The following is a 14,078-nucleotide window of genomic DNA, read 5'->3' on the forward strand; positions in this document are numbered from 1 at the left end:
ATTAAAAGTGATCTAGGGTTCCGATACTTTACGTATGACTGGACCGAGAGTTCACGGTTCCGAGTGAACTACACGGAGGGATAAAAGCCCGGGAGGAAGTCTAAAACTATCCGACAGGAGTGGCTATGAACACTGCAAGTTATCATAACAATCAGGCGATTTGGACCGAACTTTTACCCGGAGGACATCACTGGTCGGGTCGTATTCAAAAAGGAACTATTCTTAGATTTACATCGCTTGGCGCTCAGGCAAATGTTTCTTTGTTTTGTGTAAATGCTGCCGATGTGCTTGAACGTTTTAACATGCCCGACAGTTTAAAAGGGCAACACACCGCCTATTTAAAAGCTTCCAACGTGCTGTACTCAGACCTTGGCCGTGTCATGGCTTCCATTGTTCATGATGATCATGGCTGGAACGATGCGCTTTGTGGTCCAAGCCGACCAGAACAAATTGAAAAGCAATTTGGCAATCGCACATTTCAAGATGCCCGCAATGATATGTACCAAAACGGCTTAGACAGCTTACTCATTGAAATGTGTAAATACGGACTTGCCAGCCAAGACCTGAGTGCCGCCGTTAACCTATTTTCTAAAGTTGTGCCTGATGAAAACGGGGCTTTGTCTTATGTCAGTTCTGACAACACTAATCAAACTATTGAACTGCGTTTTGAAATGGACTGCTTGCTATTTTTATCTGCTGCGCCGCACGGTTTAGACACCAGCCCAATCTATCAACCTGCCGATATTCAACTCAGTTTATTTAAAGCCAATTCTCTAACAGACAGCGATATTTGTCGTGATGCATGTTCGCAAAATCAGCGTGCGTTTCAAAACACAGCCCGCTACTACGCACTTAGCAATATTTAAATCAGGAGAAGCATCATGACAGTTTTACAATCATTTGAAAAAGCAGTTTTAAATGAAGTTTGTCCTGCGGGTGAAGCGTGGATGTGCGAGGTTAAAAAGGGTCAATATTTCCGAATTATTGACCTTGAGGGAAACCAAGCGGTCGATACTTTGTTTATGAGTGCCGAAAATCCGACTGAGCGTTATAGCGCAATGGATACCTTGGCCATCAATCAACAAATCTATTTAGAAAAGGGTACTAAGCTCTATAGTAACTTTGGCCGTCCAATTGCCATTATTCATGATGATAACTGTGGGCGCCATGACACCATTGGCGGTGCCTGTTCATGTGAAAGCAATACGGTTCGCTATGCCCATGAAACCTACCCAATGCATAGTTGCCGTAACAACTTTATGTATGCCTTGGCAAAACACCCGATTGCAAAAAAGCATGGCTTAAATGTCCGTCACATCGGCCCTAACATTAACTTTTTTATGAATGTGCCTGTGACACCAGACGGTCAGCTTAAATTTGATGATGGAATTTCAGGACCGGGTAAATATGTAGAAGTTCGGGCAGAAATGGATTTAATTGTTTTAATTTCAGATTGTCCGCAGCTCAATAACCCATGTAACGCCTATAACCCAACCAAAATTCAACTGGTTGTCCGTGAAGCGGAAGGGGTGTAAGCATGTTTAAAAAAGTTCTGATTGCTAACCGCGGTGCAATTGCCTGTCGCGTCATTCACACTCTTAAAAAACTCGGGATCGCTTCGGTTGCGGTTTATTCCGAAGTTGACCGTGATTCTTTACACGTAACTTTGGCCGATGAAGCTTTTCTGATTGGCCCTGCACCTGCACATCAAAGTTATTTAAATATTGAAAAAATCCTTGAGGTTGCTAAACAGTCGGGAGCAGAAGCCATTCATCCCGGTTATGGTTTTTTGTCTGAAAATGCCGAGTTTTGTGATTTATGCGAAAGCCAAGGAATTGCCTTTATTGGGCCAACTTCAAGCCAAATGCTCGATTTTGGTTTAAAACATACTGCACGTGAGCTGGCTATTAAAAGCAATGTGCCTCTACTTCCGGGTAGTTCACTACTTGCTAATGAGGCCGAAGCCTTGTTTGAGGCAGCCCGTATTGGTTATCCAGTCATGCTAAAAAGTACCGCGGGCGGCGGTGGTATTGGCATGCGTCTGGTCTGGAATGAAACCGAATTAAAAGATGCCTATCAAACCGTGTCTTATTTAGCACAGGTTAATTTTAAAGATGCAGGTTTGTATTTAGAAAAATTTGTACAGCATGCACGCCACATCGAAGTACAAATTTTTGGTGATGGGCAAGGGCAAGTTTTAGCGTTGGGTGAGCGTGATTGTTCGGTACAACGCCGTAATCAAAAGGTGATTGAAGAAACACCCGCGCCAAATTTAAATGAACAGCAACGCGACTACTTGCAAAAAGTTGCGATTCAACTCATGCAATCGGTGAACTATCGCTCGGCAGGCACGGTTGAGTTTGTTATGGACACCGAAACCCAAGAATTTTATTTCTTAGAGGTCAACACGCGTTTGCAAGTCGAGCACGGCGTGACCGAGCAAGTATTTGGTGTCGATTTAGTCGAATGGATGGTTACTTTGGCAAGCGGTGACTGGTCAGCACCAACAGAAAAGTTAGAGCCAACAGGACATTCCATTCAAGTTCGTCTTTATGCCGAAGACCCAATTAAACAGTTCCAGCCGAGTGCAGGCCTACTCACACATGTTAAATTTGACCCGCAAGCACGAATCGAAACATGGGTAGAAACAGGTTCAACGGTGTCGTCTTTTTATGACCCAATGATTGCCAAAATCATTGTGACTGCTGCAACACGGGACCAAGCCATACAGGCAATGGGTATTAGTCTTGGCAACACGCAAGTCGCAGGCATTGAAACCAATCTGGAATATTTGCAGAATATTATTGCTTGTGATGTGTTTGCTTTAGGTACTCAAACCACCCGATTTTTAAATACCTTTGAATGGAAAACTCAAAAAATTGAGGTGTTGCAGGCTGGGATTCAAACCGCCATTCAGGACGTAACAGGTCGATTAGGTTATTGGGATGTTGGAGTACCGCCATCAGGTGCCATCGATCCACTCAGTTTAACTGTGGCAAACCAGCTTTTAGCCAATGAGCCAAATACCGCAGGGCTTGAATGTACCTTGCAAGGGCCAACTTTAAAGTTTCACTGCGACAGCCAAATTGTCATTACGGGCGGTGATATGCCTTCAAAACTTGATGGTGAACTTGTACCGATGTGGCAAACCATCAATGTGAAAAAAGGACAAGTTTTAAAATGTGGGATTATTCGTTCAGGTTGCCGTAGCTATATAGGCGTGAAAGGTGGGTTTAATGTTCCTGACTACTTAGGGTCACAGGCCACTTTTACTTTGGGGCAGTTTGGTGGGCATGCAGGTCGTAATTTATTAATTGGTGATATGCTGCCAATTACTGAATATTCCGCTCAAACGACCATAGCTCTGGCTCAAGCACAAATTCCTAGCTTTACCCAAAACTGGGAAATTGCCGTGATGTATGGGCCACATGGCACACCAGATTTTTTCACCAAACAAGATATTGATACCTTCTTTGCCAACGAGTTCGAAATTCACTATAACTCAAGCCGTACAGGCATTCGCTTAATTGGTCCAAAACCTGAGTGGGCACGTGAAGACGGTGGCGAGGCAGGTTTGCATCCATCCAATATTCATGATAATGCTTATGCGATTGGGGCAATTGATTTTACGGGCGATATGCCAATTATTTTGGGTCCGGATGGTCCGAGTTTAGGTGGTTTTGTTTGCCCTGCGGTAGTCATTCATTCCGAGCTTTGGAAAATCGGCCAACTAAAAGCAGGCGATAAGGTCAAATTTGTACCTGTGAGTTATGCACAAGCAAAAGCACTCGATCAAAAATATCATCAAAGCTTAACCGCGACCGATACAACTCAGATTAATTTTAATCCAGCTATTCAAGCAGAACTCGACACTTTAAAAGATGCCGTTTTAGCAACTTTAGAAGGTGAAGCTGACTTACCAAACGTGACCTATCGACCAGCAGGAAATAGCTATTTGTTGGTGGAATATGGCGAGTTAGTACTCGACCTAAATTTACGCTTCCGTATTCATGCACTCATGCAATGGGTCAAAGATCAAAACATTCAGGGTATTATCGACTTAACACCAGGTATTCGTTCACTACAAATTCATTTTGATTCAATTCAACTCGATCAACTGGAGCTTTTACAGAAACTTCAACAAGCAGAAGCCGAGTTACCCGACATTCAAAATATGCAGGTGCCTTCACGGACGGTCTATTTGCCTTTGGCTTGGGAAGATTCTCAAACTCAACTCGCCACCGAGCGCTATACGCAAATTGTTCGTCCAGATGCCCCGTGGTGCCCAGATAATGTCGAGTTTATTCGTCGTATTAATGGCTTAGCTTCTAAGCAAGCAGTTAAAGATGTGGTCTATAGTGCGAACTATTTAGTAATGGGTTTAGGCGATGTATATTTAGGGGCACCCGTTGCCACACCGCTTGACCCACGCCAACGTTTAGTCACCACAAAATATAACCCTGCACGAACTTGGACACCTGAAAACGCCGTGGGCATTGGCGGGGCGTATATGTGTGTCTACGGTATGGAAGGACCGGGTGGCTACCAGTTTGTTGGTCGCACGACCCAAATGTGGAGCCGTTACCGTAAAAATGCCAACTTTGAAGAAGGTAAACCGTGGTTACTGCGCTTTTTTGACCAAGTTAAGTTTTATGAAGTGTCTGAGGCTGAACTTCTGCAAATGCGTGAAGACTTTAAAGCAGGCCGACTACAACTTCGTATTGAAGAGGGCGTGCTCAACCTAAAAGAATACAACGAGTTTTTAAAAACACATCAAGACAGCATTCAAGCCTTTAAAGACATGCAACAAGCTAACTTTGAGGCTGAACGTCGCCGTTGGCACGAAGCGGGCTTACAAGAATATATCTCTGAAAGCCTAGATGCAGTAGATGAAGGCGAAACCGTAGTGATCCCTGAAGGCGGCTGTGCAGTCGAATCGCACATGCCGGGTTCAATCTGGAAAATCGAATGTGCTTCGGGAGATATTGTTGAAGAAGGTGCGACCCTTGCAGTAATTGAGGCAATGAAAATTGAAATTCCAATTATTGCGCCGGAACGTATGAAGGTCGAAACCATTACCATTGAAAAAGGGCAAACCGTAAAAACAGGACAAGTGCTATTTACGTTGGCACCAGTCGCTTAAACCAAAAGAGAGCATCGATATTGATGCTCTCTTTTTTATTATGCTTCGGTCAAATGTTTTAATACTTTATGGCCATGTTCAACAGCTTCTAATTTAATTTTTGACTCTGGATTGCCTGACAAAGGCGATACGTCATAAAGCAAAAATGTGCCGCTTAACTGCATTTGCGTATATTGAATTGAATGTTGAACCGCTTTTAAAAAGCTATCGATTAAGTTTTCTTGGTCGTTCACCATGTTCACTTCTTTTTGCCCGACCGTCATACTAATAATGACTTTTTTATCTTTTAATTTGTCGCCCTGAGAGCCATAAGCAAACTGATAAGTAAAAACTTCATCAAACCATAACTTCAAAATTGCCGGCATATTAAACCAGAACATTGGATATTGCAGAATGATCGTATCGTGGCGTAATAACGCTTCTTGTTCAGCACTCACGTCAATTTTATAGTCCGGATAAAGCTGGAAAATATCTCGGACTTCAAGGTTCGGATAGGTTTTTACGAGTTCACTCACAATCGTTTTATTTGCAATTGATTGAGCGTAGTAGGGATGAGCCAAAATGAGTAAAGCCATAATTATGCCTTTTAACTATAAAAATAATAGTCACTATAATTTTTATAGTATGGGTGTACAATAACTATCAAAGTTGATAGGTGGCATTAAAAATGGCAAATACTGAAAATAAATGTGAAATCACCATGAATGGAAAAACTTATCCATGTCATATCAGTATGGCTATGGATTTGGTGGGTGGAAAATGGAAAAGCGTTATTTTGTATTATCTAAAAGATGGGCCAAAACGTTTTAATGAAATCAATCAATTAATGCCAACTATCACAGAAATGACTTTAAGCCTTCAACTCAAGCAATTAGAGCAATGTGGCTTAATCTCTCGAACCGTTTATGGTGAAAAAGCACCGATTAAGGTGGTATATGAAATGACTGAATTAGGCCAGTCTTTTAAACCTGTTTTAGAGTCTTTATCGCTATGGGCGCATACGATGATTAATCAGTCATAAGACTAAAAGTATTAAATTATTGAATAGATTAGACTATTTGGATGATATTTAATATTATTCTTCATGAATAAAAAAAGGAAATTATTATGAAGAGAATATTATTACTATCATTTATTTTTTTTCATTTACTTACTCCGGCTTACGCTCAAGAAGTAAAATATAAAAATATTGTAGTTAATTTAAAAGATCACTGGGATATTAGCAAAGGTCAAAATGGAGAACTTGTTGCAATAAAACAGGAGAGTAAACAGGCAATTATAATTTCAATATATTATCCCAAAGGTATAGAAGAAGGTATGCAATATCTAGTTGCTTCTCTACAAATTCCGAAACAAGGATTAGTAAAAATGAAAGGGGTAAGAATGATTAATGAGGATATTAATATTCCATTGAGTAGTGGTATGAATTATCAAGCTAATGTTTTTACAACTAACTTTGATCAACGTTTTCTTATCAGTGCTTCATCAGGTACTAATGCGGGAGTTGTCTTAGTGACATATGAGGGGGAAGGTAACGATACAAATAAAGCAATTAATGATTTTAAAACTCTAATAAATAATATAAAGATAGAGGCCCCTAAAGATGGATTCCTTTTTAATCAGAATGATTTATTGAAATATAACTAAGGATTAAAAGAGATAGCCCCATCCCTGTGCATGGGGCTTTTTTTGCCCAAAAATCATTCATAAATACCCATAAATCCCATCAAAACGACGCTTAAAAACTGGCACATTTTCTGCATCTCTTACCAGTAATACAAAAACTGAATTTGGTAATACTAAACTAGAGGTGCGATATGAACGATGTAAAACCTGTGGTTCAACCAAAGCCAACTTTAAAAGTCTTTTTAGTCGAATTGCTCAGCGTACGTGCAGGCGTATATATCAAGCAAAACAATCAGCCGCCTAAAACAAAAGGATAAGACTGTGGCAAAACAAAAGTTGGCTCGAATCAGTATTACCGTACCTGAAACGACACTTAACGCACTCGATCAAAAAATTGTCGAGCAGAACTATGAAAGTCGCTCGCAAGCCATTGTTGACATGATTAATAAACACCTGATTGCAGAGCAAGCACAGGCTAATGAAGTCATGGTGGGCACGTTGACGCTGCTTTATGACGCTAGCCAAATGACCTTGCGCAATCAATTGGTCGATTTACAACAACAGTTTTTAGCACAGGTGATTAGTTCACTTCATATTCAGCTCGACCAACAAAAGATATTGCAAGTCATGTTAATGCAGGGTGCGAGTTCTGAGCTTAGACAAATTAGCCAACAATTTATTGTGCTGAAAGGGGTGATTAAAGGGCATTTAGAACTGATGGATGCCGTCATGCCGCCTATACAGCAAAATGACTAAATGAGGAGTAGCGTGTTGAAAAAATTATGGACCATTCAAGACTGGAAAACAGCATATCAAAACGGGCAAATCCATCTTAAGGATCTGATTGGCTATGTGGCAGAAATTAAAAATGATGATCATGCATGGATTGAAATTGCATCGAACGAGCAGATTCAACCGCAAATTGATATTTTAAAAGACCAGAATATTGCTGACTTACCTCTATACGGTGTGCCATTTGCAGTTAAAGACAACATTGATGTCGCTGACTTTCACACCACTGCTGCCTGTAAAGAGGTTCAATATTTAGCGACACAAGATGCTGCCGTAGTAGCCAAGCTAAAAAAAGCAGGGGCAATTGTGATTGGTAAAACTAACCTCGATCAGTTTGCAACGGGACTAGTTGGCGTTCGCTCTCCATACGGTGCAGTAAAAAATAGTTTTAACTCCGAATATATTAGTGGTGGTTCAAGCTCGGGTTCGTCAGTGGTGGTCGCCAACGGCATTGTGCCTTTTAGTTTGGGGACAGATACGGCGGGCTCAGGGCGTGTTCCTGCAGGCCATAACAATATTGTGGGCCTTAAGCCGACAAAGGGCTGGTTTTCTACCATAGGTTTAATTCCTGCTTGTCGAACTATTGATGTCATTTCCATTTTTGCCCTGCATATTGATGATGCGTGGACCGTTGCCAATTTAATGCAGGGCTACGATGAAACAGATGAATATTCACGAGCACATCCAGTCAATGTACCAAATCAATTTTCTAAACGAAAAATTGCTATTCCTGCTCAGCTTGAGTTTTATGGTGATCTTGAATCTGAAAAGGCCTTTTTAATTGCAATTGAGCGCGTAAAAAAACTGGGCTATGACGTTGAGAGTATTGATTTCAGCGCGTTTAATAAGCTTGCTACCGCACTGTATAACGATGCATGGGTGGCAGAAAGAACAGTCGCCGTTGAACGAATGACAATACGTGAAAAGGCTCATCCAGTTATTGCTCAAATTATTGCGCAGGCAGATAAATTCAAGGCAACAGATGCACTTCAAGCCGAATATAACCGCGCCGTACTGGCTCGAAAAATTAATTTGGCTTTACAACCTTTTGATGCCTTGATGGTTCCGACAGCGCCAACCATTTACACCATTGCCGAAGTCGAAGCCGATCCATTGACTAAAAATGCGCACATGGGAGCGTATACCAACTTTGTCAATTTTGCTGATCTTTCGGCTTTAGCTTTGCCAAATGTACTTCGTGAAGACGGCCTACCAAGCGGGGTAACCTTTATTGCACCAGCTTGGCATGATCAGGCACTCGCCAATTTTGCGCAGCTTTGGCAAACCGAAACATCGCTGAGTTTAGGTAAATCAACTCGACATTATCAAAAAAGTCTAGAGATCGAATCGAATCATTCAGTACAGCTTGCAGTGGTAGGAGCGCATTTAACAGGCATGCCACTTAATTTTCAGCTTACTAGCCGTAATGCTACTTTGCTCAAGAAAACCCAGACCGCAGAGACTTATAAACTCTTTGCCCTAAAAAATACCACGCCACCAAAACCGGGACTGCAATTCGATGAAGCAGGGACATCTATTGAAGTCGAAGTGTGGGATGTTCCATTAGCACATTTTGGAGCCATTGTGGCTGAAGTGCCTGCACCACTTGGTATTGGGAACCTGAAACTAAAAGATGGAACATGGGTCAAAGGCTTTATTTGCGAAGCTTATGCCATTCAAGATGCAACCGATATTAGCCATTTTGGAGGCTGGCGAGCCTATATACAGTCACTCAATCAAACCGCTCAAAGTGTTAGTAAAAATGTTGGGGAAGTTTCTATATGATTAAAAAAGCGTTGTTATCCGTATCTATTTTATCGGCAGTTGTATTGGGTGGGTGTGACAATACCGCTAAAGTGCCCGAGGCCAAACAAGACACTCAGGCAGCCGCAAATACAAAACCAATTACCATCGGATATAGTGATTGGCCGGGCTGGGTGGCTTGGCAAGTGGCTATTGAAAAAGGCTGGTTAAAAGAAGCAGGCTTAAATGTAGAATTTAAATGGTTTGATTATTCGGCTTCTCTTTCGGCCTTTTCGGCAAATCAGCTCGACGCTGTGTTGGTCACCAATGGCGATAATTTGGTAACTGCTTCGGGTGGCACGCAAGGCATGATGATCATGGCAACAGATTATTCTGCGGGCAATGATGTCATTATTGCAAAAGAGGGTATTAATACCATTCAAGACTTAAAAGGAAAATCAATCGGTGTCGAAAAAGGCTTGGTTGACCATCTTTTATTGGCAACAGCTTTAACCGACCATAACATTAAAGCGAATGATGTGAAGCTGGTAAATTCAGCGACGAACCAATTACCTCAAGTGTTTAATAGCCCCGATATTTCCGCGATTGCTGTTTGGCAACCTGTTGCAGGTCAGGCATTAAAAGCAGTAGCAGGCTCTAAAATTATCTACACCTCTAAAGACAAGCCGGGTTTAATTTACGACACCTTAACAGTCAACATGAGCCACTTAACTGCTCATCAAGAGGAATGGAAAAAAATCATTCAAGTGTGGGATAAAACCGTTAAATATATTAATGACCCTACAACCCATGCCGATGCGGTTAAAATCATGGCAAACCGTTCAGGGGTCGACCCAAAACAATATGAGCTAATGGTCAGCGGTACGCATTTATTAGATATCAATGCCAATAAAAAAGTATTTGCTAAATCTCAAGGCTTTGACTCGATTTATGGTTCTAGCTATCACGTCAATAAATTTAACGTTGAAAACGGTATTTATAAAACCGAACAAAATGTAGATGGGCTGATTTATCCGACACTTATAGAACAGCTCAAATAAGCCAAATAAGCAAAAAGCCCAAGTTGAACTTGGGCTTTTTTGTGCCTGACTTATTTTTCTGTACTGACCTGAGTCATACGTGGAATTTTTGGTAAGTCTTGTAAAGCTGGGTCAAGCTCGTCTTCTTCAGCGTGAACTAAATAATCAACCCGTGAACGGAGTTGTTTAAACTCAGGTGTGCTCATTAAGTCGAGTGAACGTGGACGAGGTAAATTAACTTCAATAATTTCCTTAATTTCACCGGGGTTGGCTTTGAGTGCCACAATTCGGTCTGCCAGTAAAATGGCTTCATCCATGTCATGGGTCACAAAAATAATGGTGATATCAATGTTGTGCCATAAATCCATTAAGTGCTTTTGCATTTTTTGACGGGTGTGCGGGTCGAGCGCACCAAAAGGTTCATCCATGAGTAAAATTTTAGGTTGATTAACCAAAGCTCTAGCAATCGCAACACGCTGTTTCATACCGCCAGAAAGTTGGTGCGGATACTGATTTTCATATTTTTCTAAACCAATAATATTAATCCATTCGCGTGCTTGAGCTTCGGCTGTCATTTGACTAGCTCCACGCATTTGAGGACCAAACATCACGTTTTCTTTTACGGTTTTCCAAGGAAAAAGGGTATAACCTTGAAATACCATGCCGCGTTCAGGGCATGGACCCGTAATACATTCGCCGTCTACTAAAACTTCTCCACTATGGTATGGGTCTAAACCTGCAATAACACGGCTCAGTGTCGATTTACCGCAGCCAGAAGGACCAATCACACAAATAAATTCTCTTTTATGAATTTTTAAATCGAGCTTATTTAAAACAGTGCGTTCGCTTTGACCATGCTTAAACACTTGGCTCAGTTGTTTAGCTTCTAAAATAACAGGACGTTCATAAATTTTTTGAAAGTATTCATTCGCGTTAAATGTTGTATCATTCATTATTTTGCTCCCACTTTCCAAGTGAACATTCGCTCACCTAACTTCATTAATACCCAATCACAAACCAGACCAATCACCCCAATAATCAAAATAGCTGCATAGACATTGTCAAAGTTTTGATAGCGTGCCTGTTGAGTAATGAACCACGTAATACCCGAGGTCGTACCAATCAACTCCGAAACAATTAAATAGGTCCAAGCCCAGCCCAATAGCACACGTAAGTCACGGTAAATATCAGGTAAGGCCGCAGGAATCACCACGTGAAATAAACTTTTGAGCTTATTGGTACCAAGCGTATAGCCAGCTTCAATTAAGCTTCGATCTACCATTCGGGTGGTATTGGCAATAATGAGAATTTGCTGAAATAGCGTACCAATCACAATAATGGCAATTTTAGGTGCGTCATTAATCCCTAAAATTGCCACTGCAAGTGCACCAAATGCTGGTGCGGGTAGGTAACGGAAAAACTCGACAAACGGTTCTGTTAACAGGGAGATCCTCTTAGAAAAACCACACAAAATACCCAGTGGAATCCCAATCAATGAAGAAATAAAAAAAGCTGAAAATACCAGTTTAATACTGTGCCATAAACTTTGATGAAACCACGGCGAATCAGGTTGTTCAGGTGGTGTGGTAAACGCGGTGACCAAAGCCTTAGCGACTTCATGGGGAGCGGGTAAATAAATAGGGTTGACCAAAATACCTTGTGGTGGTGCAGAATTTCGGTTGACTGCATTTTGTGCTTCGAGATAGAACACACTTTTATCAACACGACTGCCTACTTGTAAGTAAGGAACACTGCCTGAACTCGTGATTTGTACTTGAGGATGCCAAATAAAAGGTAAGTAACTGATTGCGCACCAAAGACATATTGGAATAACGAAAGAACAAATACTGAGAATCAGCTTGTTCTTTCGCGTAAATTCCTTTGCAACATAACCCATATCGAGAGCTCCCCATTTTGTTCAGTATTACGATTTTCATAAAACGTAATATTGTTAAGCAAAATAAGTGCCATCTTTAAGATGCTTTAGATGAGTTAAGAAGACGAGGGAACTAAAGTTTCATGTAAATAAACCCAATAACATTTTTTGTCTTCTACTTTAATGCAGGCTGTAGAAGTCCGTACTGTCTCGGTTTCATCAGTTTGCTGATGTTCTTGATATTGCACCCAGCAATAATTTTCAAATTCGTATAAAGCTGCGCTTTTAATAATGTCTATTTTTAAAGAAGGTTTCTTTCCGATATTCTGGCTAAATAAACTATTCACTTCAGAGAAACCAATACACTGACCTTGACCGGTAACCATCTTAAAATTTTGATCAAAGCTATCGAGAAGCGGGCTCAGGCTTTGCTCTGCATTTTTGCCTGTAAAGACATTTTCTATTAAAACATGTAAGTCTATTACAGAAATAAGTTAAAAGCTTAAGAGAGCGATTCGAAACGATCCTGCAATACAGTAGGGGACTGTTCTAAATTTTGTGTAAGTACTTAATTTTCATTTATCCTTCAGAGGATAATTACAAAAGGTACTTCACATGGATGAAGCAACAATCAAAAGTATGGCTGCCGAATTGGCTAAAGGTCTAAAAACACCAGAAGACTTAAACCAAATGACAGCAGTCTTTAAAAAATTCATGATTGAAACTGCACTCAATACTGAACTTTCAGACCATCTCGGTTATGAAAAGCATCAGCCCAAGAAAGGCTCAAATAGCCGTAATGGGTTTAGTTCTAAAACCATTACAACTCAAGATGGACAACTGGCTTTAGATATTCCCCGTGATCGAGAAGGTTCATTTGAGCCACAAATTATCAAAAAGCACCAAACACGCATCACCAGTATGGATGACCAAATCCTCTCACTGTATGCAAAAGAAATGACTAATAGGGAAATTGTAGCCTTCTTCAAAGAAATGTACGATGACGATGTGTCAGCATCTCTCATCAGCAAAGTTACCGATGCTGTGATTGAGCAAGTGACTGAGTGGCAAAATAGAGCCTTAGATAGCCTTTATCCTGTTGTCTATCTTGACTGTATTGTTGTCAAAGTCCGTCAGCACTCCAATGTGATTAACAAGTCCGTATACCTTGCTTTAGGCATCAATATGGATGGGCAAAAATAATTACTGGGTATGTGGATTGCTCAGACAGAAGGTGCCAAATTCTGGCTGTCAGTCATGACAGAGCTAAAAAATCGAGGAGTACAGGACATTCTTGTTGCCTGTGTAGATGGATTAAAAGGCTTTCCTGACGCGATAGCCTCTGTTTACCCTCATACTGATATTCAACTGTGTATTGTGCATGTTGTACGCAATAGCCTGAGATTTGTAAGCTGGAAAGACTACAAGGCTGTTACGTCGGGTCTGAAAGCGATTTATCAGGCAAGTACAGAGGAAAATGCTTTAAAGTCCCTAGACATCTTCTGTGATCAATGGAATCACCAGTATCCCAAAATTGGAGAATCCTGGCGGGCCAATTGGGAAAATATCCGAACGATCTTTAGCTATCCAGCCGAAATACGTCATGCTATTTATACAACAAATGCGATTGAGTCGTTGAATAGCGTAATACGCCATTCAACGAAGAAAAGGAAAATCTTTTCATCTGATGACTCAGTAAAGAAGGTCATTTACTTAGCAACATCAAATGCTGCGAAGAAATGGACGATGCCAATTCAAAATTGGCGTTTAGCAATGAATTGGTTTACGATTCAGTTCGATGATCGATTAAAAGATCATTTATAAAAAATGGAACTTACACAAAATAATTTACAGGCTC

General features: G+C 40.9%; 13 protein-coding genes, 1 pseudogene and 1 riboswitch. Of the genes and pseudogenes, 10 read left to right on the forward strand and 4 right to left on the reverse strand.

Annotated features, from left to right (window positions below; genetic code table 11):
* Position 1 precedes the first annotated feature (1 nt).
* A riboswitch (guanidine-I (ykkC/yxkD leader) is annotated at positions 2 to 97 on the forward strand.
* A 28-nt stretch (positions 98 to 125) separates the two neighbouring features.
* The 3 genes from J678_RS16985 to uca are packed head-to-tail and all read left to right on the forward strand — an operon-like array spanning position 126 to position 5,143.
* Positions 126 to 866 carry an urea amidolyase associated protein UAAP1 gene (locus tag J678_RS16985; RefSeq protein ID WP_017393287.1) on the forward strand — a complete coding sequence of 247 codons (741 nt, stop codon included), beginning with the start codon at positions 126 to 128 and terminating at the stop codon, positions 864 to 866.
* A 15-nt stretch (positions 867 to 881) separates the two neighbouring features.
* Positions 882 to 1,535 (forward strand): urea amidolyase associated protein UAAP2, encoded by a 654-nt coding sequence (locus tag J678_RS16990; RefSeq protein ID WP_017393288.1) that lies wholly within the window; start codon positions 882 to 884, stop codon positions 1,533 to 1,535.
* A 2-nt stretch (positions 1,536 to 1,537) separates the two neighbouring features.
* The gene (gene uca / locus J678_RS16995) at positions 1,538 to 5,143 is read left to right on the forward strand and encodes an urea carboxylase (protein WP_017393289.1); all 3,606 of its coding nucleotides are present in this window, start codon (positions 1,538 to 1,540) and stop codon (positions 5,141 to 5,143) included.
* A gap of 38 nt (positions 5,144 to 5,181) precedes the next feature.
* Here uca and J678_RS17000 read toward each other — a convergent pair whose 3' ends face one another.
* On the reverse strand, positions 5,182 to 5,718 hold the full coding sequence (locus J678_RS17000) for an NAD(P)H-dependent oxidoreductase (protein WP_017393290.1): 537 nt from the start codon (positions 5,716 to 5,718) through the stop codon (positions 5,182 to 5,184).
* A 92-nt stretch (positions 5,719 to 5,810) separates the two neighbouring features.
* Here J678_RS17000 and J678_RS17005 point away from each other — a divergent pair, with 92 nt between their 5' ends.
* From J678_RS17005 to J678_RS17030, 6 genes are all read left to right on the forward strand, one after another.
* Entirely contained in the window at positions 5,811 to 6,164 is a 354-nt protein-coding gene (locus J678_RS17005) for a winged helix-turn-helix transcriptional regulator (protein ID WP_031956041.1), read from the forward strand.
* An 86-nt stretch (positions 6,165 to 6,250) separates the two neighbouring features.
* On the forward strand, positions 6,251 to 6,790 hold the full coding sequence (locus tag J678_RS17010) for a hypothetical protein (RefSeq protein WP_017393605.1): 540 nt from the start codon (positions 6,251 to 6,253) through the stop codon (positions 6,788 to 6,790).
* A 170-nt stretch (positions 6,791 to 6,960) separates the two neighbouring features.
* Entirely contained in the window at positions 6,961 to 7,086 is a 126-nt protein-coding gene (locus tag J678_RS23255) for a hypothetical protein (RefSeq protein ID WP_017393606.1), read from the forward strand.
* A gap of 4 nt (positions 7,087 to 7,090) precedes the next feature.
* Positions 7,091 to 7,525 carry a CopG family ribbon-helix-helix protein gene (locus J678_RS17020; RefSeq protein ID WP_001118705.1) on the forward strand — a complete coding sequence of 145 codons (435 nt, stop codon included), beginning with the start codon at positions 7,091 to 7,093 and terminating at the stop codon, positions 7,523 to 7,525.
* Between the two features lie 12 nt (positions 7,526 to 7,537).
* Positions 7,538 to 9,346, forward strand: coding sequence for an allophanate hydrolase (atzF, locus tag J678_RS17025; RefSeq protein ID WP_017393607.1), 1,809 nt, complete (start codon positions 7,538 to 7,540; stop codon positions 9,344 to 9,346).
* Positions 9,343 to 10,365 (forward strand): ABC transporter substrate-binding protein, encoded by a 1,023-nt coding sequence (locus J678_RS17030; protein WP_017393608.1) that lies wholly within the window; start codon positions 9,343 to 9,345, stop codon positions 10,363 to 10,365. The genes atzF and J678_RS17030 overlap by 4 nt, the downstream gene beginning before the upstream one ends.
* Positions 10,366 to 10,415: 50 nt before the next feature.
* Here the strand turns inward: J678_RS17030 and J678_RS17035 are convergent, their stop codons facing one another.
* From J678_RS17035 to J678_RS0104360, 3 genes are all read right to left on the reverse strand, one after another.
* A complete protein-coding gene (locus J678_RS17035) occupies positions 10,416 to 11,297 on the reverse strand; it encodes an ABC transporter ATP-binding protein (RefSeq protein ID WP_017393609.1) in 882 nt (293 codons plus the stop codon).
* A complete protein-coding gene (locus tag J678_RS17040; protein ID WP_000542531.1) occupies positions 11,297 to 12,241 on the reverse strand; it encodes an ABC transporter permease in 945 nt (314 codons plus the stop codon). Before J678_RS17040 ends, J678_RS17035 begins: the two co-directional genes overlap by 1 nt.
* Before the next feature lie 95 nt (positions 12,242 to 12,336).
* On the reverse strand, positions 12,337 to 12,711 hold the full coding sequence (locus J678_RS0104360; RefSeq protein ID WP_029771845.1) for a hypothetical protein: 375 nt from the start codon (positions 12,709 to 12,711) through the stop codon (positions 12,337 to 12,339).
* Between the two features lie 124 nt (positions 12,712 to 12,835).
* Here J678_RS0104360 and J678_RS0104365 point away from each other — a divergent pair.
* A pseudogene (locus tag J678_RS0104365) lies at positions 12,836 to 14,044 on the forward strand (IS256-like element ISAba26 family transposase).
* Positions 14,045 to 14,078 lie beyond the last annotated feature (34 nt).

This window comes from Acinetobacter sp. 1424608 (genome assembly GCF_000588255.1).
Classification (GTDB): domain Bacteria; phylum Pseudomonadota; class Gammaproteobacteria; order Pseudomonadales; family Moraxellaceae; genus Acinetobacter; species Acinetobacter nosocomialis.

Excerpts from the sequence above, each read along its gene's own strand:
- J678_RS16985 (WP_017393287.1), top strand. The coding sequence starts at position 126 with ATGAACACTGCAAGTTATCATAACAATCAGGCGATTTGGACCGAACTT.
- J678_RS16990 (WP_017393288.1), top strand. The coding sequence starts at position 882 with ATGACAGTTTTACAATCATTTGAAAAAGCAGTTTTAAATGAAGTTTGT.
- uca (WP_017393289.1), top strand. The coding sequence starts at position 1,538 with ATGTTTAAAAAAGTTCTGATTGCTAACCGCGGTGCAATTGCCTGTCGC.
- J678_RS17000 (WP_017393290.1), bottom strand. The coding sequence starts at position 5,718 with ATGGCTTTACTCATTTTGGCTCATCCCTACTACGCTCAATCAATTGCA.
- J678_RS17005 (WP_031956041.1), top strand. The coding sequence starts at position 5,811 with ATGGCAAATACTGAAAATAAATGTGAAATCACCATGAATGGAAAAACT.
- J678_RS17010 (WP_017393605.1), top strand. The coding sequence starts at position 6,251 with ATGAAGAGAATATTATTACTATCATTTATTTTTTTTCATTTACTTACT.
- J678_RS23255 (WP_017393606.1), top strand. The coding sequence starts at position 6,961 with ATGAACGATGTAAAACCTGTGGTTCAACCAAAGCCAACTTTAAAAGTC.
- J678_RS17030 (WP_017393608.1), top strand. The coding sequence starts at position 9,343 with ATGATTAAAAAAGCGTTGTTATCCGTATCTATTTTATCGGCAGTTGTA.
- J678_RS17035 (WP_017393609.1), bottom strand. The coding sequence starts at position 11,297 with ATGAATGATACAACATTTAACGCGAATGAATACTTTCAAAAAATTTAT.
- J678_RS17040 (WP_000542531.1), bottom strand. The coding sequence starts at position 12,241 with ATGGGTTATGTTGCAAAGGAATTTACGCGAAAGAACAAGCTGATTCTC.